This is a genomic window from Lysinibacillus sp. JNUCC 51 (assembly GCF_015999525.1).
GTDB classification, from domain to species: Bacteria; Bacillota; Bacilli; order Bacillales_A; family Planococcaceae; genus Lysinibacillus; species Lysinibacillus xylanilyticus.
On the sequence record NZ_CP065545.1, the window covers coordinates 1,462,454 to 1,488,382 of the forward strand.

General features: G+C 38.4%; 21 protein-coding genes. 1 reads left to right on the forward strand and 20 read right to left on the reverse strand.

Annotated features, from left to right (window positions below; all coding sequences use genetic code 11):
- Nucleotides 1–58: 58 nt before the first annotated feature.
- The 19 genes from JNUCC51_RS07395 to JNUCC51_RS07485 all read right to left on the reverse strand — a co-directional run bounded on the left by JNUCC51_RS07395 (nucleotide 59) and on the right by JNUCC51_RS07485 (nucleotide 22,851).
- The gene (locus JNUCC51_RS07395) at nucleotides 59–2,656 is read right to left on the reverse strand and encodes a VWA domain-containing protein (RefSeq protein WP_337991450.1); all 2,598 of its coding nucleotides are present in this window, start codon (nucleotides 2,654–2,656) and stop codon (nucleotides 59–61) included.
- The gene (locus tag JNUCC51_RS07400) at nucleotides 2,640–4,385 is read right to left on the reverse strand and encodes a vWA domain-containing protein (RefSeq protein WP_337991451.1); all 1,746 of its coding nucleotides are present in this window, start codon (nucleotides 4,383–4,385) and stop codon (nucleotides 2,640–2,642) included. Before JNUCC51_RS07400 ends, JNUCC51_RS07395 begins: the two co-directional genes overlap by 17 nt.
- 11 nt (nucleotides 4,386–4,396) lie before the next feature.
- Nucleotides 4,397–5,272: a DUF58 domain-containing protein gene (locus JNUCC51_RS07405; protein WP_337991452.1), complete on the reverse strand. Its 876-nt coding sequence runs from the start codon at nucleotides 5,270–5,272 to the stop codon at nucleotides 4,397–4,399.
- On the reverse strand, nucleotides 5,269–6,264 hold the full coding sequence (locus tag JNUCC51_RS07410) for an AAA family ATPase (RefSeq protein ID WP_337991453.1): 996 nt from the start codon (nucleotides 6,262–6,264) through the stop codon (nucleotides 5,269–5,271). The genes JNUCC51_RS07405 and JNUCC51_RS07410 overlap by 4 nt, the downstream gene beginning before the upstream one ends.
- Before the next feature lie 11 nt (nucleotides 6,265–6,275).
- Complete coding sequence (locus tag JNUCC51_RS07415) at nucleotides 6,276–7,733, reverse strand: DUF8809 domain-containing protein (protein ID WP_337991454.1); 1,458 nt, start codon at nucleotides 7,731–7,733, stop codon at nucleotides 6,276–6,278.
- 12 nt (nucleotides 7,734–7,745) lie between these two features.
- Nucleotides 7,746–8,591 (reverse strand): ABC transporter permease, encoded by an 846-nt coding sequence (locus tag JNUCC51_RS07420; protein WP_337991455.1) that lies wholly within the window; start codon nucleotides 8,589–8,591, stop codon nucleotides 7,746–7,748.
- Complete coding sequence (locus tag JNUCC51_RS07425; protein WP_337991456.1) at nucleotides 8,588–9,523, reverse strand: ABC transporter ATP-binding protein; 936 nt, start codon at nucleotides 9,521–9,523, stop codon at nucleotides 8,588–8,590. The genes JNUCC51_RS07420 and JNUCC51_RS07425 overlap by 4 nt, the downstream gene beginning before the upstream one ends.
- The gene (locus JNUCC51_RS07430; RefSeq protein WP_337991457.1) at nucleotides 9,523–11,916 is read right to left on the reverse strand and encodes a DUF8725 domain-containing protein; all 2,394 of its coding nucleotides are present in this window, start codon (nucleotides 11,914–11,916) and stop codon (nucleotides 9,523–9,525) included. Before JNUCC51_RS07430 ends, JNUCC51_RS07425 begins: the two co-directional genes overlap by 1 nt.
- A 740-nt stretch (nucleotides 11,917–12,656) precedes the next feature.
- The gene (ccpC, locus tag JNUCC51_RS07435) at nucleotides 12,657–13,544 is read right to left on the reverse strand and encodes a transcriptional regulator CcpC (RefSeq protein WP_337992200.1); all 888 of its coding nucleotides are present in this window, start codon (nucleotides 13,542–13,544) and stop codon (nucleotides 12,657–12,659) included.
- Between the two features lie 68 nt (nucleotides 13,545–13,612).
- Entirely contained in the window at nucleotides 13,613–14,053 is a 441-nt protein-coding gene (cbpB, locus tag JNUCC51_RS07440) for a cyclic-di-AMP-binding protein CbpB (protein WP_337991458.1), read from the reverse strand.
- A gap of 251 nt (nucleotides 14,054–14,304) precedes the next feature.
- Nucleotides 14,305–14,544: a short-chain dehydrogenase gene (locus JNUCC51_RS07445; RefSeq protein WP_337991459.1), complete on the reverse strand. Its 240-nt coding sequence runs from the start codon at nucleotides 14,542–14,544 to the stop codon at nucleotides 14,305–14,307.
- Nucleotides 14,545–14,681: 137 nt separating this feature from the next.
- Nucleotides 14,682–15,449 (reverse strand): 2,4-dienoyl-CoA reductase, encoded by a 768-nt coding sequence (gene fadH, locus JNUCC51_RS07450; RefSeq protein WP_049668243.1) that lies wholly within the window; start codon nucleotides 15,447–15,449, stop codon nucleotides 14,682–14,684.
- Between the two features lie 224 nt (nucleotides 15,450–15,673).
- Complete coding sequence (locus tag JNUCC51_RS07455; protein WP_337991460.1) at nucleotides 15,674–16,486, reverse strand: PP2C family serine/threonine-protein phosphatase; 813 nt, start codon at nucleotides 16,484–16,486, stop codon at nucleotides 15,674–15,676.
- Nucleotides 16,479–16,931: an HIT family protein gene (locus tag JNUCC51_RS07460; protein WP_337991461.1), complete on the reverse strand. Its 453-nt coding sequence runs from the start codon at nucleotides 16,929–16,931 to the stop codon at nucleotides 16,479–16,481. The genes JNUCC51_RS07455 and JNUCC51_RS07460 overlap by 8 nt, the downstream gene beginning before the upstream one ends.
- A 135-nt stretch (nucleotides 16,932–17,066) precedes the next feature.
- Complete coding sequence (locus JNUCC51_RS07465) at nucleotides 17,067–18,251, reverse strand: iron-containing alcohol dehydrogenase (protein WP_337991462.1); 1,185 nt, start codon at nucleotides 18,249–18,251, stop codon at nucleotides 17,067–17,069.
- 16 nt (nucleotides 18,252–18,267) lie between these two features.
- Nucleotides 18,268–19,029 carry a 3-hydroxybutyrate dehydrogenase gene (locus JNUCC51_RS07470; RefSeq protein WP_337991463.1) on the reverse strand — a complete coding sequence of 254 codons (762 nt, stop codon included), beginning with the start codon at nucleotides 19,027–19,029 and terminating at the stop codon, nucleotides 18,268–18,270.
- Nucleotides 19,030–19,040: 11 nt separating this feature from the next.
- The gene (locus JNUCC51_RS07475; protein WP_337991464.1) at nucleotides 19,041–20,357 is read right to left on the reverse strand and encodes a GntP family permease; all 1,317 of its coding nucleotides are present in this window, start codon (nucleotides 20,355–20,357) and stop codon (nucleotides 19,041–19,043) included.
- Between the two features lie 64 nt (nucleotides 20,358–20,421).
- A complete protein-coding gene (locus tag JNUCC51_RS07480; protein WP_337991465.1) occupies nucleotides 20,422–21,942 on the reverse strand; it encodes a CoA-acylating methylmalonate-semialdehyde dehydrogenase in 1,521 nt (506 codons plus the stop codon).
- A gap of 15 nt (nucleotides 21,943–21,957) precedes the next feature.
- Nucleotides 21,958–22,851 carry an NAD(P)-dependent oxidoreductase gene (locus tag JNUCC51_RS07485; RefSeq protein WP_337991466.1) on the reverse strand — a complete coding sequence of 298 codons (894 nt, stop codon included), beginning with the start codon at nucleotides 22,849–22,851 and terminating at the stop codon, nucleotides 21,958–21,960.
- A 224-nt stretch (nucleotides 22,852–23,075) separates the two neighbouring features.
- Between JNUCC51_RS07485 and JNUCC51_RS07490 the strand changes: the two genes are divergently transcribed.
- Nucleotides 23,076–23,690, forward strand: coding sequence for a TetR/AcrR family transcriptional regulator (locus tag JNUCC51_RS07490; RefSeq protein WP_337991467.1), 615 nt, complete (start codon nucleotides 23,076–23,078; stop codon nucleotides 23,688–23,690).
- A 217-nt stretch (nucleotides 23,691–23,907) separates the two neighbouring features.
- Here the strand turns inward: JNUCC51_RS07490 and JNUCC51_RS07495 are convergent, their stop codons facing one another.
- Nucleotides 23,908–25,908 carry an EAL domain-containing protein gene (locus JNUCC51_RS07495; RefSeq protein ID WP_337991468.1) on the reverse strand — a complete coding sequence of 667 codons (2,001 nt, stop codon included), beginning with the start codon at nucleotides 25,906–25,908 and terminating at the stop codon, nucleotides 23,908–23,910.
- Between the last annotated feature and the right edge of the window lie 21 nt (nucleotides 25,909–25,929).

The window sequence follows — 25,929 nt, forward strand, 5'->3', positions numbered from 1 at the left end:
AGAATGACAAAAAACGATGGCTCATTGCTAAAAAGCGATGAACCATCGTTTTAATTTACTAAGATCGTTTTTTCATGCCCTTTAATATCTGGGCAACATTTGTGTCCTCTGCATGTATTGGTTTTTCCTCGACAAGCTGCTCTTTTTTCTTCGGCCTAGTTAAGAAGCTCCAACCAAAGCGTCGAATGGTAATATCAATGAAGAATAATAGCATCCCTGCTAATAAAAGCCATGTAGCAATATTTTGGCGTTCCGCACCTTTTTTAGTAAATTCACGGAACACTTCGCTCGGTTCTTTCAACACGGAGCCATCTGTTTGTTTTGTTAGTTCTTCGACTAGCTTATCATTCACTGGTCGTAATTCATACTCAGCACTATAAGGTACACTTAAGCCTGCCTGATAAATGGCCTGTTCTTCATCCGCAATGCGGAAGAAGATTAGTCCTGGTTCTGCTTGTACGACTGCTCGAACTTGTGATGCTGAAATTGTTTCAAGCTGAGTTTCAAGTTCCTCACCCGCTTCATTAACAGCAACAATATCTAAGAACGCCGCTTCATTTGTTGGGTCAGTGATGACAAATGAACCGTCAGATTCTAGCCGTACATCATAGGCAACATCGTTATAGCTTGGTAGCATTTTTGAAATAAGCGTTTGCCAAAATGTGCCCCAATTTTGCCATCTTGCCCAGTCCCCCGTCCATTTCCCTGTCGAATCGGAAGTAAAGGCGAATGTTTTACCAAGGCCATATTGCCATTCTGCAAGTACTGGATCTTCCTTCTCACTTTCTGCAATAACAGTGGCCCCCTGCTTTGCTGTCGTACCTATATATGCATTCATTTTAGGTACACCATTTGCAAATAACGTATTCCAGCCAGATGCATTAAATATAGTTGGATAAAATGGGTTGTCCTCAATATATGTGCGTGAAATCATGGCAGTTTCACGAGATAAAATAGAGGGGATCGTCTGCTCATCAACAACATCGTAGAAACGCCCACTGCCCATCTCACTGAGTGCTTCAAGTAAGTTGGCATCAGCATCTTGACCAATTGCAACCGTTGAAAGAGTAATGCCATTTTCTTTTCCTTGTGCAATTAAGTCTTCGTAGTTACCTGGCTGTGACTGACCATCAGTTAATAGAATAATATGCTTACGCTGTAGCTTTAAATCAGCTAGATTTTCATAAGCTTTAGCAAGCGATCCATATATTTCGGTACCACCCCCTGGCGTTACAGATAAAATTGTATCCACCGCTTCTTCCTTCTTGCCAAGTGGCCCTGTCTCAATAATTTCCCAAGGTCGATCATCAAAGGCTATAAACCCGAGCGTATCCTCATCTCGTAACATTTCAACTGAGCGAGCGGCTGCCTCCTTAGCTAGCTCAAGCTTTGCTCCAGACATACTTCCAGAGCGGTCAAGTACGATTTCAAGCCCTAATGATGGCAATTGCTCTTTTCCCTTAATTTCCATTTCAACAGGTAGTAAAGTTTCGATTGGTGTTTTAAAATAGCCGCCTAAGCCAAAGCTATTTTCGCCACCGACCATCGTAAAACCGACACCGAAGTTTTTCACTGCCTGCTCAATGACACTCATTTTTGCCTCGCCTACTAAATGCCCTGGCACATTATCAAAAATGATGGCGTTGTATTGTAAATAACTAGAGAGTTCATTTGGCAGACTACTAGCATTTACAACATCATAGGCAATTGATTGTTTGCCAAGCGCTGCTGCAATTGGTGATGCCGTATCATAGCCATTAACAATTAGTAAATGTGGTTCACTTTGTACCATCGTGACGCTTGTTAATTTATTATTTTCAAAAATTGCATCCTGTTCAACCTGCACGAGTGCCTCATATTTTACAAGCCCTTCAGCCGTTGCTGAATGTTTATACGTAAAAATATTTGAACCTTCAGCAAGCTCCACTGCCTCACGATAAATAAGCTTATCGTTTTCGTATAATAATAGCTCTCCTCGTTCTGCTGCAGTTGCATTTATTTCAGTGACTAGCTGTTGCTGTTCACCTACATAAGCAACTTGTGGTGTGACAAAGCTTTTCAGGGATACATCCTTAGCAACAGGTTTGTTAAATGGCACTATATCCACACTAATATTTGACCCTTTAAATTTCGATGAAAATTCTAAGGCATCTCCTTTTGTTTCATTGCCATCCGTTAAGAGCACAAGTCGCGTTGCTTTTTTCGGATCTACAATACCTGAAGCGAGCTGTAGGCTTTGTTCAATATTTGTTTGATCTGTTGCTTTTATGGCTGTAAACTTCGGCACTTCCTTTAAAGAATCCGATAATATGGCTTCCGTTTGTAATGTTGATGAAAATGAATAAATCCCTGCAAGCTGGTCATCTTTTTTCGACTGCAAACTTTCCGCTATAAAATTGGCCATCTCATCATCTGTACCATTCATTGAAGCAGAACGGTCAACTAAGAATACTACCTGTTCTTCCTTTACAGGCAATAAAATATAGGGCTCTGCAAGTGCAAACACTAAACAGCATATGGCCACAATTCGAATACCTAGCACGACGATATGACCTTTTTTTAGTCGCTGACGCTCACGCCAATAGGTCCATCCAAAATACATAAGCAATGGAAGTAAAAGCAACAATGCTAATGGCATATCAATTCGTAAATCCACGACGTCGTTGCACCTCCCACTCTAAAACAAGTAATACTAAGATCATAAGAATAAGCCAAGGTACGAACGAGGCTTTCGATATTTCTTCCTTACCATTGTCCGGTAGCTCTCCAAGCGTATAGCTTGTCCCTTTTTCAATCACACGCTCTTGCGCTTGAAGCTGTACAATTAATCGCTTTTCTTCATCATTTGAGCGAGCTGTATAAATTCCTGGCTTCATAGGAGCTGTTAATAAACCATTCGTAATGGACGATAAAAACTCGTCTTCCTGCGAATATATACTCCAATCACCCTTCGTTATAGCAACAGCACGTTGCTCATTCGGAGTGAAAATGCCAAGTGAACCAATTGATTCTGAAAGCTCCTGTTCAGCACTCCATAAAAATAATGGGAATGAAGGATGTAACGGCCAATCTGTATCTGCAATATCAGCTAATACAACAATATCCCCTTTAGGTGAACGCTGAATAAATGGCTGGTCTCCGACTGATGCAATCGTTTTATAGTCATTGAATCCAGGATATAACGCACTGACGTAAATATCTTTTAGCTCACTAAATGCAAGCAATGCATCACTTGTTATACCGACTTCCCCATTAGCTTCAATCTTCTCAACGTCATCCCTACCAAATAATACAATTGGCTTGTCCATCTTTTCGAGTAACGCCGTCTGATTTGTCACCAATGTGGCATCCCGATTGTCAGCCATTTGTGAAGATGGAACAATTTTCACACTACTATTAATCGTTTGCAAACCTTTTTGAATGAGTTGATGCATACTTTGATCGACAACTAATTTTGAAGTAGCTGATTGTAGCAATACTATTTGTGAATTATCAACCACATAATCGTCCTTAGCATCTATTTTGGCAGTCATAGTATCTTCTAACGGTAAGTCTTTGAAAGTTTTTGTTATAGCTTCATTTGGAGGTAATGCAACACTCTCCGCGACTATCTCCTTACCTTTAACATTTTCAATCGAAAGTGTTACATTTTGCTCTTGATCCGTATCATTTTGTAATTGAACAAGCGCCATAGCAGATTGTCCATCTGTAGTAGCAGCAAAACGTGTAATTGCGATATTTGTTAAATCCTTTGCAGACCCTTTTACAATCCACTTCACCGTATCTTTTTCCATCGGTAATTGCTTTTTATCGAGTGAATCTGTAAAGACATAAATAGATGTTGGCGTATTACCGACAAAAGCCTGTCCCACATCTAGAGCCTTATTCATTTGAGCTGTCTCATATGTTACTTGTAACTCTTGAATGGCTTTTTCAATATTCTTGGTATTTGTTTCCTGCTGTAAAATAGCTTTTGGCGTATTCCCTGTTATAATGAGTGTCACAGGTCTTCCATCAAGCTCATTAACCAATGACAGCATCTCTTTTTTATGTGTGTCAAATGTTGACTGCTCTTTTCCGGCTGACATTGTTGCAGATGTATCTACAATAAAAATCGTCTGCGCACCAACGATCGTTGACTTTTTAACATAAGGATTCATTAATGCCAGTACAAGTAAAAGAAGAGCCAGTAGTTGTAAATAAAGCAGTGCATTTTTTTGTAAATGTTTTAAGTATGGTGACACACGTGTTTCTTGCATAATTTCCGACCAAAAAAGTGTTGAGGATACGGTTTGATCGGTATATTTCTTTCGAAAGAAATAATATAGTAGGACAATGACCGGGATGATGGCCGTCCAGCTAAAAAGTAATTGACTAAAGCCCAATACGGCTCACCTCACCTAATCCAATGTGCTTTTAATAATTGTTGGAAGATGGCATGCTGTAATCCATCCTCTACTTTAAGCTGTAATTGTCGAACACCAAAGCGCCGACAAATTGCTTCAAATTCCTCTTCATGTAATAAACGTCTTGCCGTATATGTGTCCAAAACTTTAGAAGACATCGTAACATTTACATCTCTGCCTGTTTCACGGTCAAGTAAACGTACATCACCCGTATATTCTGGTGATATTTCCTCCTGCGTAACTATTTGCAAAATACGTACATCCCCTGCAAAACGCGGTAGCCTTTTTAATAGTTGCTCCCATTCTTCGATTGGCTCAAGTCCGTCCGTCACTATAAATAGTACTGTACTATCCTTGGGCAATGCTTTTACAGCTCCTTGTGCGAAGCTGTTTGTATAAGTTGCTTGCTCAATCTCTGTTACTACCTGTAAAAAAGCGCGACGATACATGGCACCTTTACGACGAAACGGTGGCTTCACCTCATCCTGTAGAAAAGAAAATGATAATCGATCATCACGACCGAGTACCATTAGGCCAAGTGAGGCAACAATTTGCCTAGCAAAAGTCCATTTTGCTTGCTCGCCCATAGATTTAGTTGTATCTAACAAAATGTGCACGCGCATTTCTTGTTCGTCTAAAAAACGTTTAATGAAGTATTTATCAGTTCTCGCAAAGACGTTCCAATCTACCTGACGTACATCATCACCTAAATGATATTCACGAAAATCTGAAAAATCGAGCGATGCCCCGAAGCGTTGCGAACGGTGCGAGCCCTTGTGCTGCCCACGTAATTTGGAGGCCGTTGCCACTTGGAAGCGACTGATTTTCGCTAACCAATCCTCGGGCAATAATAATTTTTGTGTCACCTGCTAACACCCTGCTGTACTTTTTCTAAAATGACATCAATCACATCGTCTGCTGTTTTGCCTGAAGCCTCCCCTTCATAATTCAACAGCATACGATGGCGTAACACTGGCTTAGCCACAGATTTAATATCTGCTACAGAAACGTGGAAACGTCCATTCATAAGCGCCCTTGCCTTCGCTAATTTGATTAAACTTTGTAAACCTCGAGGGCCGCTACCATACATCGCATATTGCTTAACCTCATCAATGGCATCCACTCTCTCCGGATGTGTGGCCACAACAAGGTCCGTCGCAAATTCGAGCATTTCATCGGCAACGAGTACTTCCTTGACCATTTGCTGCGCTTCAATAAGTGCTTCTGTATCCATGATCTTTTGTAAACCAATTTCCATAGCGCCTGTTGTACGCTTCATAATTTCCATTAGCTCACTTTTCTCAGGATACGGCACAAGAATTTTACATAGGAAACGGTCCATTTGTGCCTCTGGTAAAGGGTATGTTCCCTCCATCTCAATTGGGTTTTGTGTTGCTAATACGAAGAATGGTCTTGCCATCTTCTTTGTATCTCCCAAAATAGTTACAGTTTTTTCGCCCATTGCTTCAAGCAATGCACTTTGTGTTTTTGGTGTTGCTCGGTTAATCTCATCCGCTAATACCATTTGGCTAAAAATCGGACCTGGCTGGAACGTAAACTGCTGCTTGCCATCAGCTGTGCGCTCAATCATACTTGTTCCTGTAATATCCGCCGGCATTAAATCTGGTGTAAATTGAATTCGCGAAAATGATAAATCTAGTACTTCAGAAATTGTACGGATTAACATCGTTTTCCCTAAACCCGGTAGTCCCTCTAATAATGCATGCCCATCAGCAAGGACTGCGTATAATGTATAATCAATTGCTTCCTCTTGTCCGACGATAAAGCGATGAATTTCTTCCTTTACTTGTTGTAATTTCGTACTCATTTCAACATATTGTTGCTCTGTAAATGCCATTCCTTTTCCTCCTACTGAGACTCAATTGACGTGAAATAAGATTGCACGACATTTTGCAAATCTTTCGGTAATTGTAAACGCTCTGAGCTTTCTAAATAGCTATCTTTATAGGAGCCTATAACTTCCTCATATGGGCGGATAGAACCTTTAGTAATCGGGCCATTTCCTTGTTGCTCTGATACATGTGATCCATCTCCTAATGCTCCACCATCAACCGAAGTCTGACTAGAGCCACCAATTCTATTTGGTGTCGTTAATAAATCGCGGCCGCCTTGACCTTTGCCTGCACCTTGACCTGTACCTTTGCCATTTCCTTGTCCTTGCCCTTGTCCTTGTCCTTGCCCTTGTCCTTGTCCTTGTCCTTGTCCTTGCCCTTGTCCTTGTCCTTGCCCTTGTCCTTGTCCTTGCCCTTGTCCTTGCCCTTGTTGATTGCTTTGATTCGATCCTTGTTTCTGACCATTACCACTAGCCTGTTGGGATCCATTTTGGGAATTAGTTTGGCCTTGTTGACCTGTTTGACCTTGCTGTGAATTCGCAGACGGATTGGTATTAGGATTGTTTTGCTGATTGTTATTGGCACTATTAGCACTCGCAATAGCATTTTGTAGAGTATTGCTTGCAGGTTTTCCAAGCTTGCTCATAGCTGTCTGAGTAGTATTTGCATTTTGCGTTAGCTCCTGCTGCATTTGGGCGAGCTCCTTCAATTGCTCCACTTCTTCCTTCGATAAACCTTTGTCATCAGAAGCACCCTTTTTACTAGCCGTTTGCTTATCCTTTAATTGTTGTTCCTTTAAAGCAAGCTCCTTTTGCTTTTTCACGACTTCGCGTAATGCCTCTTCAGCTGTTTCTGTCTTTTTTAACGTATCTTGCAATTCTTTTAATTGCTCTTTCACTTCTTTTGTTTCAGCTTTTTTCTCTAATTTAGCAATTTCCTTCTTTACGTCTTCAATGACAGCTTTTTCTTTTTCCACCTCAACTGCTTCAATTTGTGAAGCTGCTGGGAACATATAAAGAATTGCCAGTACGACAGCTGTCCCAAATAATCCAATCAATGCTTTTGGACGAAGCAAATTTTTGTTTCGAGCCTTAAAATCAGCAAACGCCTTTTCAACATTCTCTAGCGCCTTCGTTAGTAGAGATTGAACGAGTGGGTCCTTATCGTCCTCGAACGATAAGGCTGTCACAAGCTCATTGTGAGAAAAATAATCATCCAGTGTATGCAATGCTTCCTTTTCTTTTACACGCTTCCACCACATAAACAACACTGTTGCTAGTATGACAACGATAAAGGTAGCAAGAGCAGTTTGGCGATAATACGGCCAAACGAAGAGCCTTGAAACGAAGAAGAGGGCAGCACTCGAAAGCAATGCCAAAAACAAACCGTACTGTGCAATCGGAATGTTTCTTTCTACCGTTAAACTCGTCTTTGCACGTTGAATATATTTTCGTAATTGCTTACGACGCTCCATAAGATTTCCTCCTTATCGATTACTTTTCATATTGGCACGTAATTTTTTAATCGCAATTGTTAAACAAATAACAATGATTAATGAATAAGTTATTAAATAACTAATCCATACAGGTAATTCCACTCCCGAAACTTGCACTAAAGCATCGCCCATAGATGATGAAGTAAGCGTAAGCATTAATGCACCAGGATTAATAGAAGCCCAGAAGTATGCCATATAGGAAGTACTAGTACCTACGGCATTACCCATTTGATTGAAGGCCATTGATAAGAAGAAGAAAAACGCTGTAATGCCACCTAAGAAGATGATCGTGCCGTACGTAGAAATCATCGCAACAATTGTTCGCTTTGTAATGGTTGAAAACATAACACCAATGCTACCAATTGCTACAACTGTTAATAAATAAAATAAAAATATCGAGATTAATTGAGACGGTGATACGCCTCCAAATAAAAATACTAAACTATACAACGGTAACCCTGCGATAAGCATTAATACTAAAAATGCTACCGAGGATAATAATTTCCCAATGATGATTTGAGTAGAACTTTGTGTCGTTGTTAATAAAATATTTAATGTTTGCTTTTCCCTTTCACTACTAATTGCACCGGCAGTTAAGCTAGGTGTAATGAAAAGAATAAGAGCCATTTGTAATATTGTTAAGACAGCAAACATTAAAAAGCTTATTTCTGGTTTAAAGAAACCCTTGCCTGTGAATTCAGTTGTTATAAGCAAAAATCCTGCGATAAAAATACAAATAACCGCTAAATAAAACATTAAACCCGAAAAGCTTTTAAAAGAACGGAAGCGTAACTTCAATTCTTTTACGAATACCGGATTATAAAATCGTTCCATCATTGATTGTCCGCTCCCTTCGTAATAGCCATAAAGACATCCTCTAAATCTTTTTCCTCTTCACTTAATGCATAAATAGGTAAATTCGCAAGTATCGCCTTTTTCAATAGTGCTACCTGATCGTTATCTGTTCCTCGGTAATTAAAGGCTATCTCTAAGCGATTATCCATTACATCTATAGAAGAAATCAGTGGATCCTCCTCCAAAAACGCACGTACCTCGTTTAAACGATCCGTTACTTTTACTACGATACGCTTCTCCCCCTGTAGCTGTGCTTGAATGGAAGCCACATTGCCATGAGCGATAAGCTTACCATTATCAATCACACCAATTTCATCACACATTTCTGCAAGCTCAGGCAAAATGTGTGAGGAGATTAATATCGTTTTTCCCATAGATTTTAAATTCCGCAAAATATCCCGCATTTCTACTCGAGCACGTGGATCCAAACCTGAAGCAGGTTCATCCAAAATTAATACTTTAGGATCGTGGATAAGTGCACGCGCCAAACATAGACGCTGCTTCATCCCACGTGACAGTAAATCAACATATTCATTACGTTTATTCGTTAAATTTACGAGCTCTAGCAGCTGTGGAATAAGTACTTTTCGTTCAGTTGCCCCAATGCCGTAGCTAGCACCGTAAAAGTCTAAGTATTCGTCTACTTTTAGCTGATCATAGACGCCAAAGAAATCTGGCATATAACCAATTTGTTTTCGGACTTCCTTCGGTTCCTTAATAACGCTTTTCCCATTGATAATGGCATCACCTGAAGTTGGAGATAGCAAGGTTGCTAAAATCGAGAATGTAGTCGATTTACCTGCCCCGTTAGCACCTACAAAACCAAAGACAACCCCTTCCTCTAAAGATAGATTCAAATGATCTAGCGCTGTAAAGGAGCCGTATCTTTTCGTTAAATCTCGAATTTCAATCATTATTTCGCCACTCCCTTCAGCTCTACATCTGGTAATTTTGTTTCCTCACCTGTTTGATCTGGTCCGAATTTAATTTCAATCAGCAATTCATCATTATCATTGAAGTATTTTTTTATGTTATCTGTAAACACCTGTTTCGCATCTACCAATGGCTCATAAGTTTTCGTCTCGTTATTCCAAATCGATAGTTGCATACGATCAATATCCTTATTTGAAACTGTCAATTCGTTCAATGTTTGAACTGAATTCATAAAATTCTCTGGCATCGCAATGGATACTTCATATATCCCATCAGATAAGCGCCAACTATTTAACTGTTCATCTATTTTTTCAGCATACGAATTAGGAGATAGTTGGTTTACTGCATACGTAAAATTGTTACGTTTCATCGTAAATGGACCTGATAGCTCTACTTTGCCATCAAATGGCTGAACAAAATAGGAAATCGGAGACATACTGGCACCTGTTTCTAGCTCAACCCCAGCAATTGCTTGGTCTGCCCATGCTGTAATGACAGGTTTTTTATCATTTTCTACAAGCGGTATCGCCATAGATTTCATACGCTCGATACGTGAAGGATTTACGTCTTCCTTCTTCGTTGGATAATTATTAAAATTGTAACCTGTAAAATTAGATGGTTTTTGAAGAACCGTTGCTTTTAGCTCTGTGTCGACTTTTAGTGTACCGTTCGCTTCAATGTCACCAAGTTTAACTTCTTTAATGCCAGAGATTAAAGTAACGTCCTTTAGGGCAAACGGGAAATTGTTCTTAATTGTCCCAGTTAGCTTTTCATTTTTTAACGTAATATCAATATCCATCTTCCCAATATTTTGTGCTGCAGACTTCCCTGCAAACGACTGCACAGACCAATAGCTTAAATCACGTAGTGTTAACGTTGAACCATTGGCATTTTCCTTAATATAGGATGTTTCATGTAAATCACCCATTGGCCCTGCAAACTCATTAAAACTTCGCAGCGCAAATGCACTAGTATTCTTATCTGCATTAACAACAAAATCACCACTACGATTTGTTAAAATGGACTCTACATAATAACCATTTACACTACTATCTTCATTTACTTTAAAAAATGCAGATTGTTGAATTTGCGGTTGTCCAATTCGATCTTTTGCACCAAAAATAAATAGAGCAATAGATATCACAATTGATATCGCAGGAATTATCCACCATGCATGTTCACGTTTGTCTATTTTCTTTAAAATGAAATATAAAATAGGTCCGATAATTAAAATATATAAAATAATAACTATTAGCATATAGCTAACGGATACTTCAAACGAAGGGAATAATTCATTTATGTTACGTAGGTCAAATGAAATTTGATCCATCGGTGACTGTCCGTTAATCATCACCCCTTGTTGTGACAGCTTTTGAATATTTATCAATTTTGCCACTAGTGCGGGGTAGCCATCCATAGACGCAAGAGGTTGATCCCCTAAAGAAAAGGCGGTTTGAATAATTTCTCCACTGCCTACTTTTTTCTTAGACGCTAAAATCTTATTGTTATCTGTTAATACAGGGACACTTCCTTGTTTTTCAGTTGCCCCATAAATAGAAATAGGTTGTGTAAAGGTTTTTCCGCCTGATAACTTTGATAGGCTATCTGCAGAAACGGAAGTCATTTGCTCGGATAATGCTAATGGTAAATAATCCTTGAAAATACCTGCTGTTGCATTTACTTGATCAGCAGCTCCTACTATTAATGTTCCGCCATTCTGTACCCAATTTAGTAAAGACTCTTGTTGCTTTTGCGATAAATCAGCAATAGCAATTTCATCGATGACGATAACATTCGCCATTGCAAACCCTTTTGTATCCTCCGGCAGTGTATAATCCTTGATTTGATTTAAATTGAAAACTTCAACATTATTTTGAGGAGCTAATTGGGATAGCCTCAAAAATGCTGATAAACGATCACTTTTATCCGTTAATGTATAAATAAAAACTGATGAAGGATCTAAAAGGTTACTTTGTAGCTGCTTTGTTCCTTTATAAGCAACCTTTTTTCCTTTTTCTATGCCTCCATCAAAAAACGCAAAAGCTTCTGCATTCGAGTTATAGTTATCAATACCTTCTAGATAAATATCAAATGTTTTCTCTTCTCCTGCCGCTATATCTATTGGCAGTACTTGTGCTGTTGCAGTTTGATAGGAAGCGGAAGCATTGATGACCATATCTCCAGAAAAATCTGCTCCATTATTTTTTACCGTTACTTGAAGTGGCACAGCTGATTGATATTTTGCTTTACCTGCAATCCCTACCTTAGCCTGGACATCTAATGTAGCTGCTGCACTTGCCCGCTCCATTGGTAGAATAAAGCTAATAACAAGCATGAATAATAGTATGAGTGCCGTTATTTTCGTTTTTTTCAAAAACTCAACCCCTTTTTATGTAAATTGTTGGCTACATAATTATACGTTTTAAATTGCATTTTGTTCCATTTCTTACGACATCTTCATGAATATTCATAAACTCTTAAGAATTAACTAATAACTATAGTTAGGGATGATATTTTATTAAAACATATGCATGTAAAGTTGATTGGAGTGGAGGCTAAGAAAAAGGATTCACACACAGTTTTGTGTATGAATCCTTTTTGCTCTTTGGAAGGTGCATGTCGATAAAATCAATTATACCTTGGCATAATTGCGTACTGAGTCGGCTTTTGTGCTTGCACAAAGCACTTCTTTCAGCTGATGTTTGGACATTCGCTGAAAGAAGTTAAAAGTTGAGTGATAAAACGTGAAAGTTGGTCGATAAAATTCAAAAGTTGGGTGATAAGACGTGAAAGTTAGTCGATAAAATTCAAAAGTTGGGTGACATTTTTTTAAACCTATGTCATGCGAATAAATAGATTGGAGTGGAGACTGGACGGCTCCTCTGCGCGCAGCAACAATGTTTTAACTGTGCGAAAGCAAAGCGACGGCTACAAATGTTTTCATGTAGCGAAAGCAAAGCGACGGCTACAAATGTTTTCATGTAGCGAAAGCAAAGCGACAGCTACAAAGCGCACAGTCGGAACGGAAATCAACCCCACGCTATGGTGAGATTAAGAATTGTATAAAAAAAGACAGCCCCAAGTGAATCACTGGAGACTGCCTTAACAGTATTCTTATTTCGTATAATCAAACAAACATCGCGCATGGTCTTGCACTACCTCTACAAAGGCCTCTACTTGTCGTAACTCAAATGAAGATTCATAGCCAATTAACCAAGTATCACGCGTTAATCCAAATTCTTTTTCATTATTCGTTAATGCAATTTTGTTAATACCATCATGGTCATTTAAAGTAATGGAAGGTAAAATAGCATAGCCAATGCCGTTCAATGCCATTTGCTTACAAATTTCAATCTGATCAACTAAAATTTGCTTTCTTGGGTTTGAAGCGAAATGCTGCTGCCACCATTGTTGAATTTCCTGATAGTAATTGGAATCACTTTTAAATTGAATAAAAGGTCGGTCTGTCGTTAAGACATCTTCTATAGTTTTCAGCTCTTTATCTACTAAATAAAGGGTGTCACGAAAAAGGTGAATTTTTTCCCCTTTCCAATCAACCTGCCCACGTACAATTCCTACATGAGCCTCACCCTCATAAAGCGCTTTTACAATTTCAGAGCTCCAGCCTGTCATAAGAGAGATTTTTGCCTCAGGATATTTCGTTACAAAATCCTTTAATATTATCGGAAGCCAGTTTTGGCCGACAATCGATGCACAGGCGATTTTCAATGTCCCGTTTACTTTCGTCGTTAATGATTGGATTGTTTCAAAAATCTCTTCTTTTTTGCTGAGCATTTCAGTTGCATAGGCAATAATAAGCTCTCCAGCAGGTGTGGCCGTAAGTCCTTTTTGCGAACGAATAAATAACTGCGCACCCCAGTCCTTTTCAATAGTTTGCAGCCGTTGAGAAAGTGCTGGTTGAGATAAAAATAAACGTTCTGCTGCTTTACGCATATTACGTTCCTCTGCTAGTACTTTTAAAATTTCAGCCTCCGTTGCCATCAATCAGTAAACCTCCGATACAAGCAAAGAGGGCCTCATGATTTTCATCTGAGTCCCCTCTTAAACTACTACTCTTTTTGATAAATATATTTTTTCAATTGTTTTAATATAACACGTCTCGTTAATATTCCCGCAAAAGTTCCTTCTTCGTCCACAACACATAAAAAGGCGTGATTAATAACTAAGTCGAGAGCTCGCTGAAAAGTATCCGTCATCTTTAATACAGCAATATCTTTCTCCATTATTGTATCCACTTTAATATCGGGTAACTTTTCATATTCAATATGTTCTAGTCCAAGAATGGATTCAGTAATCATTTTCATACTTAGTAAACCTTGAAGTCGATATTTCAAATCTAAAACAGGTATCGATGAATACCCTGTACGTGTTAGTACTAGGAGTGCATGTTCCGCGCTATTTCCACTTTGTACATGCGCAACCTTTTCAGATGAAATAATAAAATCACTAATTGGCATTGCTAATAAGTCTTTGCTGTTAGTTGAAATCATGAACTTCTTCTCCTTTTCTGTCCTCGCTTTGCAGAACAGGATGCTTCCCTTTTATCATATCATAACTATTCCTTTTATGACCACGACAAGGCCGAGAAGAGTTTTTTAGAAGCAACGAATTATTTTAGCATTTTGAACAAAACTAAGTATGGAAAGTACATATATAACGAGGGTTATATTTGAGGGCGATGGAGAAATATCTTCATTCAGCCATATTATAAAATATGAACTGAATGAAAATATTATTTTAATTAATATCCTGCTTTACTCCAGTAATAAAAAATCATTATCCCTAAAAAAAGTAAAAAAATGATATATACCCAAACAACTGGATTGAGCATTGTCGCATACTCTTCAACGGTTTCTGAAATCGGCGTATCATTTTCTGATTTCCGTTGGGACGTCATCTTGGCAATTTTAAGCGTTGACACAAACGAAATGACAGAAATAATCGTAATGGCAATAAGAGCCGGTATTAACCACATACCCATAGGCAAAACTCCTTTCTTTGCCCTTAGTATGCGTCAACCCGGCTCTCCATTATGCAAAGATTTTTGTTATGAATTATGCCTCGGCATAATTACTGCTGTCGCTTCGCTTTCGCGCAGATAACACTTGCTTAAAGAAGTTAAAATGGATACTGATTGAGCCATTGCCCTCCATCAAGTGTCACACATTCACCGTTCATATAACTTGCTTTATTAGACATAATAAATGTAGCTAAATCTGCAATTTCTTCAGGAGTACCGGTACGACCTAATGGAACTGAGTCTAGTGTACGGGCAGCTGCAGCCTCTGACTCCCAGAGCTTTTCTGCACCACCTGTACGCTCAATTGGACCAGGAGCAATCGCATTTACTCGAATGCCATATTGTTTCCCCCATTCAACAGCTAGTGTTCGAGTCAATGACAATACACCTGCTTTAGCCGCCGCAGAATGAATAACACCAGCACCTGCATTCCATGCGTAAGTGGCAACCATATTAAGAATAGATCCCTTAATATTATTTTGAATCCAGTACTTACCGACTGCCGAAGAACAATAGAATGTCCCATTTAAAACAATATCAACAACAGCTTTCCAACCATTTGGTGATAAATCCTCTGCACGCACTATAAAATTACCAGCCGCATTATTCACAAGACCATCAACTTGTCCAAACTTTTCAATAGCAAATGCTAGCATTGCCTCAGCATGTTCAGGCACTCGAACATCCATTTGGAATGTTTCAATCGTTTTTCCTGCCTCTAAAATAAAGGCCTTCGCCTCAGCTAATCGCTCCTCGCTACGACCTGTAATAACAACATTTGCCCCTTCCGCAACGAATTGCTTTGCCATATAAAGACCCATTCCATTTGATCCGCCAGTAATAATAATTGTTTTCCCCTGCAACATACGATTTCCCCCTTTGAAAAATGAATGATGATTCATATAAAATATTACTATATTTTCTCCTATATGTCATATTAATTCTGTAAAATGGTAGGAAGTAGTTCTAATTAGGTTCTTAAGTTGAAGAGGTATTCACTTTACTTTCTCGGGTAAATCAATGGCGCGCGCGGGGATCCGCTTCTCTTCCAAGGGTATTCCACCGTCCCGCGCGGGGATTAAAGACTTGCTTATTGATTACTTGCTCTAGTGGCTTCCTTTGCAATATTAACTTTCCAAAAAATTATGGTGGTGCTATCTCTGACACCATTTTTTTTGATATTCTTTAACATTGACCAGACGCTCTGTTGATCCTCAGAGTTAAAGAAGGAATTATAAATGTTAATAGGGTTAGAGTATGGTTCATGAGGACATTCAAGCAAGCCATCTGTGGTAAGAATAAGGCGATTTTCTCCTTTTCTTAGTTCTTTAATTCCAACACTATAGCAAGGGACGTCCTGTTCGAAAGTATTGACTTGTCCTATCCATTCGTAAAATTGCCTTTGATTTAATTGAAACTGACCTAATGCAGCCAATTCTTGATGAAATAAAAAAAGAACACAGTCTCCAACTGAAAACCACCATACATATTTATCCTTTCTTACGACAATTAAACACGCAGTTTCTCCAGTAATATTCCTGCATCTAGACAAGAACTCTTTAGTTTGAAATAAAGTTAAAATCTTCTCTTCAAGCCTTTTAAAGGTTTGATAGGTTGTCGGTAATGATAATAAATATTTAATTTCATCTTTATAATAAAAAAATTGCTCGATAATTATTTGAGCACTCTCAGATGTATTGTGAGCATCCAGTATTACGGAAAATTCCCAATCTTGCTTTTCATCGAGCCATACTAAACAACCATCTTCGTTTTTATATTGTCCTGCATCGGAGTTCCCACCATATCGCCCAACAATAACATGTTTAATTTGATAAACATTTGGATGATCTACGAAGTCATCTTGGCTACCTATCCAACTAAAATCTTCTATAGAATCACTCATCTGCATTATTCTCCAGATATGATCTAATACGTGTACAAACTTTAACAACTTCGCTATTGTCGCCCATCGGAGCATCTTCCCAGTCATAAACATCATTTGGTCCCCAATACTGTTTGGGGGTATTAGGATATCGGGGAACTAAATGCATATGCAAATGTGCTACTGAGTTTCCAGAGACCAATGCATAGATATGCTCTGCCTTTTCACACTCCATTATTGCCTTACTAACTCTAGCCATAATAACACCAAATGCTTGTGCCTCTTCTATAGTCATATCTCCCAGAGTAGGGGCATGTCTCTTTAAATCTATCATGATATGACCTAAATAATTGGGCGCTCCATCACTGTCTATATGCCCAACATAAACATATTCATCTTCATAAATCATGACCCCTGAAGCTTGTATATTGCCGGCATGTTTATTGCAAATAAAACATTCCTCCATTAATCCCCACTCCTTTATTCGAATTTTCAAAATCATAACACACTCATTGATTAATTGGTACATTTTTCCTAAACAATAAAAATAGAGATACAAATTACATATAATTTGTATCTCTATTTTAGACAGTTCAAATTTCTAAAACTCATAATGATAAGCAATTTTATAAAGGTCCATTAGCTCTTCTTGTGTTGGAATCTTAGGATTATTTCCAGGGCTACCGCTGGCAATTGCATCAGCTGTCATTTTTGGAATAGCTTCATAAAAGGCTTGTTCATCAATTCCCCATTGTTTTAAATTCCCTATTTCCATCTTCTTGCACATGTCCTTAATCGAAACTATAGCTAAATCGGCAAGCTCCTCTTGAGACAACTGCTCATTCTCTTTATTAAAAAATTCACCTAAATCCGCCAGCCGATCGACACAAGCATCCTTTGAAAATTCTAAAACCGCTGGCAGGAGCATAGCATTTGAAATACCATGTGGCACATGGAATAGCGCTCCTATTGGACGAGACATGCCATGTACTAAAGCGACAGAAGCATTTGAGAATGAAAGACCTGCTTGCATTGAACCTAGCGACATCGCTTCTCGAGCTTCAATATCATTACCTTGCTCATAAACTTTTAAAATATTATTAACAATTAACTCCATGGCTGATAATGCAAGTACATTCGAGTACGGATGTGCTAAACGAGATAAATAACTTTCGATGGCATGACTTAATGCATCGATACCAGTCGCCGCAGTGATAGAGGGTGGAGATGTAACCGTTAAAATCGGATCTACAATAGCGATGTTTGGCATAAATGCAGGCTGCTTAATCATCATTTTCACATCATTTTTCGTATTAGTAATGACGGTTGCATCGGTTGCTTCTGAACCAGTTCCTGCTGTTGTCGGTATTGCGATATGTGGAATCGGTGCTTGCTCTGCAATTTTTGCCATTTTCATATAATCGCCAATATAGCCATCATTCGTTGCAACTACTGCGATTGCTTTTCCTGTATCGATACAGCTTCCGCCACCGACGGAAATAATAATATCGCAACCCTCTGATTGTAAAATATGAAGTCCCTCTGCTACATACGTATCCACTGGTTCCGTTGTTACACCTAAATATGAAACCGCTTCCAATCCACTAGCTCTTAATAAAGTGCTACATTGATTAACAAAGCCTAAGCTATCCATTATTGGATCACTTATGATAAGAGCCTTAGTCCCCAATTTTTTTGCATATACGCCTACTTCTTCAAAAGAATCTCGTCCATAAACGATCGTTCCTGGCGAATGAACCGTATAGATTGTTTTTGTTTGTATCATATCTAATCCCCCTAAGCTATTGTGCTGTATAACCACCATCCAAAATTATTGCTTGACCTGTTATACCCTTTGCCATATCACTAGCTAAATAAAGCGCAAGTCCTGTAATTTCTGATACATCTAGTAAGCGTTTTTGAGGAACGAGTGGATAAAGCACCTGCTCGAGCACTTCCTCTACTTGAATGCCTCTTGTCTTTGCTAAATCCGTAAACTGATTACGTACTAATTCTGTGTCGACATACCCTGGACAAATCGCATTAACTGTTATCCCCTCAGTTGCAACCTCTAGTGCCGCCACTTTCGTTAGACCGACAAGTCCATGTTTGGCTGCGTTGTATCCGGCCTTACCAGCAAACCCAATAACTCCATTAATAGATGCCATATTAATAATGCGTCCGAACTTATTTTTCTTCATATGCGGTAAGACATATTTTATTGCTATAAAAGGTGCAACAAGCATTACTTTTTGCATGGATTCGAAGATTTCTGTCGCGAAATCCTCTATAAGAGAAACATGTTGAAACCCTGCGTTGTTGATTAAAATATCTATTGTCTTAAACTTTTCAACAGTAAAGTCAATCGCATCACATATTGCCTGTTCATTCGTAACATCACATGTGTATGCGGTTAATTGCGGATTGTGTTTAATTGCCTCCGCTAAAAGCTGTTCATTAATATCTGTTATTACTACATTCGCTCCCTGCTCAGCAAACGCTAGTGCCATGGATAACCCGATACCACGGGCTGCTCCAGTTATAAAAACTGTTTTTTCTTTCACGCAATACCCTCCTACATTCCAAGTGAGAATAATATGATAGCGATCAACGTACCTATGATAGGTATAATGACGGTTAAAGCACCAAATGGCATATAAGCATCCTTATGCTTTTCATTACATACCGAATTGATGGTTGTTACTACATAACCACCGTGTGGCAATGAATCGAGAGAACCTGATGCAATAGCAATTGTACGGTGCAATGCCTCCGTATCGACTCCCATGTCAATATAGTGTGGAGCAAGTAAAGGCAATGCAATTGTTTGACCGCCCGAAGCCGAGCCTGTTAAACCTGCTATTACAGCGATGGCTAACGCACCGCCAATTAACGGACTTCCTGGAATATTAGTCATAACGTCAACAGTTGCTAAAAATGACGGTGTAGCTTTCACCACACCTCCGAAACCAACTACAGCTGCCGTATTAGCGATAGCTACAATGGCCCCCATAGCACCAGCTGTTAGTGTCGCACCGACAGACTTGGAATATTTATAGCTCACTAGATATGCCATAATACATCCGCTTGTTAATGCTACAATTAAGGCTGAAGTTCCTAGAGATTCGTGGAACACAAAGGAAATGCCTAAAACTACTACTAGTGGTACGATACTTAAAATTGGACTTGGAAGTTTACGAGATTCGTCAACAACTGGATCAGTAGATCGAGCAATAAATATCTCTCCTTTATTTACTGCACGTTTGATCATCCAATTTAGCCATAGTGATCCACAAGTAGCCATAAAAATTGCCACAATTAAACTTACTACCCATCCAGCATATGGCGTTGTACCAAGGTACGGAATAGGAATCCAGTTTTGAATTTCCGGTGAACCTGCTGAGGTCATCGTAAAGGTTACAGAACCTAAGCCAAGTGCTGCAGGAATAAAGCGACGAGGGAAATTAGCTTGTTTGAATAAACTGATAGCCATTGGATATACAGAAAAGGCTACGATAAACACTGAGACACCACCATACGTTAGTACTGCTGCTGCAGCTACTACTGCATAGGCTGCATATTTCACTCCAATTTTTTCTACAATCCATTTAGAAACACTATCAGCTGCTCCCGTATCTTCCATTACCTTTCCGAAAATGGCTCCTGCCATGAACATTAAGTACCATAAACCAACGAATCCAGTGAACCCATCCATATAACTTGTTAAGAAGTTAGCTTGATTCTCATCAGCTGTTTGTGGAAAAAATGCTAGACCATTTGTTAATGCTGCTATCAATGCAGTCAATGGTGCTGTAATCAGTAAATTTACGCCCCTCATTGTTAAATACACAAGTAAAGCTAAACTACCAAAAAGCCCAATGTATTCTAACATCCAAATCCCCCTCTTATTCTTTTAGAAAGAAAGAGCTGTAAAAGAATACAGCTCTTCATATGAACTAGTCGTTATTACTTGGGAATGCAAACGTAGACGCCGTCGATGCTTGACCTGCCATCCAACGCTCCGATATTGTTTTTGTTTTTGTAAAGAAGCGTGCCTGATCTGGACCAAACATATGCCCCTCTCCAAAACGAGAACCTTTAAATCCAGCAAAGTTATGGTAGCCTACTGGAATAGGAATTGGGACATTTACGCCAACCATCCCAACATCGATTTCTGTTGTAAATTTACGAGCTGCTAAACCGTCATTCGTAAAGATTGTTACCCCATTTCCGAGCTCATGCTTATTAATAAGTTGGATGGCTTCATCCAATGAATCAACACGTACAACATTTCGAGCCGGGCCGAAAATTTCTTGTTCATAAATTTCCATGCCTGGTTTTACGTTATCTAGCAATGTAGGCCCTACAAAGAATCCTTTAGATTCTTTGACAATATCAAGTTCGCGACCATCACAAATTACGGTTGCACCTTCAGACTCTCCTCGATTGATAGCAGCAATAATCGCTTCCTTCGATTGCTGAGAAATGACAGGACCAAAATCTGTCTCTGGATCTGTATATGAGCCTATCTTCAGGTTAGCGATTTTTTCCTTTAAGATTTCAACGAGACGATCTGCAGTATCCTTTCCAACAGGCATAATCGTAGAAATTGCCATACAACGTTGAGATGCTGCTCCATAAGCTGCACCGATAAATGCATTTGCTACCTGGTCAAGATCTGCATCTGGCATAACAACCATATTGTTTTTTCCTCCACCTAGGGCTGTGACACGTTTACCATATTTCGAGCCTGTCTCATAAATATATTTGGCAACGGGTGTCGATCCAACAAAAGAAATTGCTTGCACACTCGGGTTTTCTAATAGTTCATTAACTGCATCTTTATCTCCGTTTACAACCGTCCAAATGCCATCTGGTAAACCAGCTTTTTTCCAAAGCTCGCTAACATATAAGGCGGTCATAGGAACACGTTCGGAGGCTTTTAAAATAACTGCATTACCGACAGCAATTGCCATACTCGTTTGCGCTAAAGGCACCATAATCGGGAAGTTAAATGGTGAAATAGCCGCTACAACACCTAATGGATATTTTGCAGAGTAAGCATTAATGTCACCGCCAACATTGACTGAATACTCCCCCTTCATTAAATGAGGTGCATTGATAGCTAAGTCAACAGACTCCAAACCACGTGTAACTTCGCCTTTTGCATCCTCAATGGTTTTACCGCTTTCTGTACAAATGATTTTTAAAAGCTCCTCCATATTTTCAGTAATAAGATTACGGAACTTTAATACAATCTCAGCACGTTTAGCTACTGACGTATCTCTCCATTGTGGAAATGCTACCTGTGCCTTATTGATTGCCTCCCGAGTTTCTTCTACAGTTGCTAGCGGCACCTTGGCAATCACCTCACCCGTCGTTGGATTGTATACAGAACCAAAGCGACTACTTCTTCCTTCAATGAGTTCCCCACCAATGAAATGTGTTAATGTTTTAACCTCATGTGCTGTTGTCATATTTATTGTCCTCCTTTAAAATTGTTCAATTTTACATTCTTCTTTTAAACTTAAATAAGCCGCAGACATATCATTTTCTCCATATCCTTGCTGAGATATATCATTATAAAGATCCACTAATTTATTCCCGATTCGAAGTGGTACCCCTGCCTCTTCTGCCATATTTTTTGCTAGCTTCAAATCTTTTAATAATAGATTTGTAGAAAAACCTGGCTGATAGTTGTCGTTTTTCATGTATTCTAAAAAATTACGTTCATAAATACGGCTTTGACCATAACTATTACTTAATACTTCATACAGCGTATCTGAATGGATACCCATCTTTTCACCAAGTACGATTGTTTCAGCGACTGCCTCTGTATAAAATCCAATCATTAAATTATTGAGTAATTTTATTCGTGTACCTACACTTGAAGACGTACCAAGATGATAAATGTTTTTTCCCACTATTCGGAATATTTCAGACCCACTTTGATAATCATCCTCTTCACCACCAACCATGATCGTAAGTGTTGCATTAATAGCACCTATAACTCCTCCACTAACAGGTGCCCCAAGATAACGTAAACCCATTGATTGTGCTTCCTTATGTAAGGATTCATTCAATTCAGGATTTACTGTACTAAAGTCTATTAATAAACTTCCTTTTTTAGCATGATGCATTATACCCTGTTCAGATCTATATACTTGTTCCACTACTTGTGGTGTTGGCAAGCTCGTCATGATAATATCACTTTGCTCAGCAACTTCCTTGGCTGTCGCAAGTCCAACTCCACCTTCTTTTTTAAATTGCTCCATTGCTTGTGAAATAGTATCAAAGCCAAAAACCTTATAACCAGCCTTTAATAAATTTACTGACATCGGTAACCCCATATTGCCTAAGCCGATAAAACCTAATTTCTCCGTCATTATTGACCTCCCCCGTTCCTTGAAAATCCAATGAACACTAGCCAAACTCTACTCTTTTATCGTAACATTAATAACATAATTCATTAATCGACCATAGTCATTGACCGCGGTCAATTAAATGATAATAAAAATAAATCCTTTACGTCAATCAAAAAAATTTTATTTTCAGAATATTTTCCGTGAAAGATATGTTAGAATACGTTAACTCGAGAGGATTGTCCAGTATGAATTCATTGACGAGCCGTCAAAAAAAGGCATTAGAAACACGTGAAAAATTACTCAAAGTTTCATTAGATTTATTTAATAAACATGGATTCGAGCATGTATCTGTTGAGCAAATTACTAAAGCATGTAATGTATCAAAGGGAACGTTTTACACCCATTTCCCATCTAAGTACGATGTTATTTTAGAAAAATTCAAGGAGCTAGATAGTTTTTATGGCTCTGTGGAAAAAAATATTGATCGTACATTGCCCGCAAGTGAAAAAATTTTATTGCTATATCAAGAACAAATGAAGTATTTAACAAATGTTGTTGGAAAAGATTTATTACGAACAGTGTATACTGCTGCGATGACAAATCAAGTGGAACAAGATCATTATTTAATAAATCCACAAAGAATGATTTTCCAAATTATGAACACTTACATCGAAGAAGGTATTCAACTTGGAGAGTTTCGTCACGATTTAGAGGTTAGTCAAATTCAAGTAATTATTCAACGCTGTATGCGTGCGAATGTTTATGATTGGTTAATTCATAATGAAGACTTTGATTTATCAGCGGAAATGTCGCAATTTACAGCTATTGTGTTAGATGGATTAAAAGTAAAAAATAAATAGCTAATTTTAAAAGGGGGTGCGCAGGTTTTATCTCCGTTTATTCGGGTTGACCGAAGATATAATCCGGTTATGCCCTTTTTTGATCGGTTTCCCGGAGAAGTGATCCGGTTATGTCCTTTTTATCAGGTTTACTTCGTTTTGCTTAGATATCCTCTAAATTGTAAAAAAAGTAGTACTCCATCCAATCTATGATGAAGTGCTACTTTTTTTGATTTCATTAGCTAACAAAATATTTATTAACAATGGTTTCTACAGGTAATGGCTTGTTATATAAAAAGCCTTGGCCTTTTTGGCAATAATGACGTTTTAGGAAATCAACCTGTGATGGTTCCTCGATCCCTTCAGCGATGACCTCTAACCCCAAATTATGGGACATTGAAATAATGGCCTTAATAATTGCCTCATTTTTATCATCTTTCGTAATATCAGCTATAAATGATTGATCAATTTTTATAATATCTATCGGATAACGCTTTAAATAGCTTAAAGATGAATAACCAGTTCCAAAATCATCAACTGAAACATAAACACCTAGTTGCTTCAATTCGGTTAAAATTGAAAATGTTTCATGGACATTAGTCATGGAGCTTTCGGTAATTTCCACCTCTAATAATTCAGGTGGCACATTATATTTTTTCAAGGCAGTTTTAATTTTCCGAGCAAAGTTTTCTTTTCTAAATTGTTTTGGTGATATATTGATGGCAATACGTACTGGTCGATAGCCCTTCATCTGCCACTCTTTTTGATAGCGACACACCTCTTCAATAATCCAATCACCTATTTCAATTATTAAGCCTGATGCCTCTGCAATAGGTATAAACTGTGCAGGAGACACAAAGCCAAATTTCCGATTATTCCATCGTAATAACGCCTCAAAGCTATTAATGCTATTATTCGTTAAATCCATTTGTGGCTGTAAATGAATACTTAGCTCATTAAATTCGATAGCACGACGTAAATGGGCTTCCATCAGAGCTTCATTTGGAAAAATAGTTGTCATATCTTCACGATAGTAACGGTAGTGTGAACGACCATGCTCTTTTACAGAAAACAATGCTTTATCCGCTTTACGTACAAGTGTTTCTAAATCCTTGCCATCTGCTGGACTGAGTGAGATACCAATAGACACGCTAATAAAATATTCCTGCCCATCAATCATGAATGGCTGTTTTAATGCGTCTAAAATAGCATTAGCCGTATGCTCAATTTTGTTGACGGTTGCATCTTTTAGAACAAAAATAAATTCATCGCTATTATAACGATAAAGCGAGCATTTAGAGTAACAGAGCTCACGAAGTCTATGACTAAACATTCGCATAAGCTCATCACCCTTACTTTCACCAAGGGATTCATTAAACTTTTTAAAGCGATCAATATCCACTAAAATAATAGCCACTTGCTTATTTTGCTTTTTATCATTTAAATGCTGAAGCCAGTGCTCCTTAAAAGCCTTGCGATTCCAAATACCCGTTAATTCATCCATTAATGCTAGGTAATAAAAGGCCTCATGGTCATTCATAAATGAAGTGGCATCTTTCACAAATAAATGTACACCTATAATTTCACCATTAAAGTACGTTGGATGCGTTCTTAAATAAAATGGTTCTTTACTTAGCAATTGACGTTTAAACATGCATTTGGGCATACCAAAGGCTGCGCCCTCAATAGTTTTTGCAAATAATAATTTAAATTCGTTGATATACTGATTCTCTAATAATGAAAAAATATTTTGACCTATCAAGCTTTGATGTTCTTTTGACAATAGAGAAGTGGCAACAACGTTTTCGTGAATAATGCAACCTTGTAAATCAGTTGTTAATACCGGACTTAAGTGCTGTTCCACAAATTGCAAATACGGTTCTACTTCATTCTGTTTCTCTCGTAGAATAACTGCTATAACTGATTTTTCTAAGGGCTGTACACGAACAGCAAATGTTTTTACTTTGTGCTCCGTACATTCCGTTAAACTTTGGTCTATATTGAACTCTTGTTGTAATATATTCAATAATTGCAGCCAGCATTGCTCCGTAAAAAATTGTTCTGCGTTGGTGGCTTTCACATCTTGTAGCTTGATAAATGACGGTAGCTTTTCGTTAAAATTAACAACTTCAAACGCTGTTGTATCAACTTTTCTCAAACATACGACAGCATCAAATGGGTTGAGTTGTATGAATTGATAGTCCGCAAATTGCGCTACACTCTCTTTATATTTTTTCATTATATCCCTCACTAAGTAGCG

What these genes read in the sequence shown, in the direction of transcription:
- JNUCC51_RS07410 (WP_337991453.1), bottom strand. Translation starts at nt 6,264, where the DNA reads ATGGCATTTACAGAGCAACAATATGTTGAAATGAGTACGAAATTACAA.
- JNUCC51_RS07415 (WP_337991454.1), bottom strand. Translation starts at nt 7,733, where the DNA reads ATGGAGCGTCGTAAGCAATTACGAAAATATATTCAACGTGCAAAGACG.
- JNUCC51_RS07420 (WP_337991455.1), bottom strand. Translation starts at nt 8,591, where the DNA reads ATGATGGAACGATTTTATAATCCGGTATTCGTAAAAGAATTGAAGTTA.
- JNUCC51_RS07425 (WP_337991456.1), bottom strand. Translation starts at nt 9,523, where the DNA reads ATGATTGAAATTCGAGATTTAACGAAAAGATACGGCTCCTTTACAGCG.
- ccpC (WP_337992200.1), bottom strand. Translation starts at nt 13,544, where the DNA reads ATGGCAACGGAGGCTGAAATTTTAAAAGTACTAGCAGAGGAACGTAAT.
- cbpB (WP_337991458.1), bottom strand. Translation starts at nt 14,053, where the DNA reads ATGATTTCAACTAACAGCAAAGACTTATTAGCAATGCCAATTAGTGAT.
- JNUCC51_RS07445 (WP_337991459.1), bottom strand. Translation starts at nt 14,544, where the DNA reads ATGGGTATGTGGTTAATACCGGCTCTTATTGCCATTACGATTATTTCT.
- fadH (WP_049668243.1), bottom strand. Translation starts at nt 15,449, where the DNA reads ATGTTGCAGGGGAAAACAATTATTATTACTGGCGGATCAAATGGAATG.
- JNUCC51_RS07455 (WP_337991460.1), bottom strand. Translation starts at nt 16,486, where the DNA reads ATGAGTGATTCTATAGAAGATTTTAGTTGGATAGGTAGCCAAGATGAC.
- JNUCC51_RS07460 (WP_337991461.1), bottom strand. Translation starts at nt 16,931, where the DNA reads ATGGAGGAATGTTTTATTTGCAATAAACATGCCGGCAATATACAAGCT.
- JNUCC51_RS07465 (WP_337991462.1), bottom strand. Translation starts at nt 18,251, where the DNA reads ATGATACAAACAAAAACAATCTATACGGTTCATTCGCCAGGAACGATC.
- JNUCC51_RS07475 (WP_337991464.1), bottom strand. Translation starts at nt 20,357, where the DNA reads ATGTTAGAATACATTGGGCTTTTTGGTAGTTTAGCTTTACTTGTGTAT.
- JNUCC51_RS07480 (WP_337991465.1), bottom strand. Translation starts at nt 21,942, where the DNA reads ATGACAACAGCACATGAGGTTAAAACATTAACACATTTCATTGGTGGG.
- JNUCC51_RS07485 (WP_337991466.1), bottom strand. Translation starts at nt 22,851, where the DNA reads ATGACGGAGAAATTAGGTTTTATCGGCTTAGGCAATATGGGGTTACCG.
- JNUCC51_RS07490 (WP_337991467.1), top strand. Translation starts at nt 23,076, where the DNA reads ATGAATTCATTGACGAGCCGTCAAAAAAAGGCATTAGAAACACGTGAA.
- JNUCC51_RS07495 (WP_337991468.1), bottom strand. Translation starts at nt 25,908, where the DNA reads ATGAAAAAATATAAAGAGAGTGTAGCGCAATTTGCGGACTATCAATTC.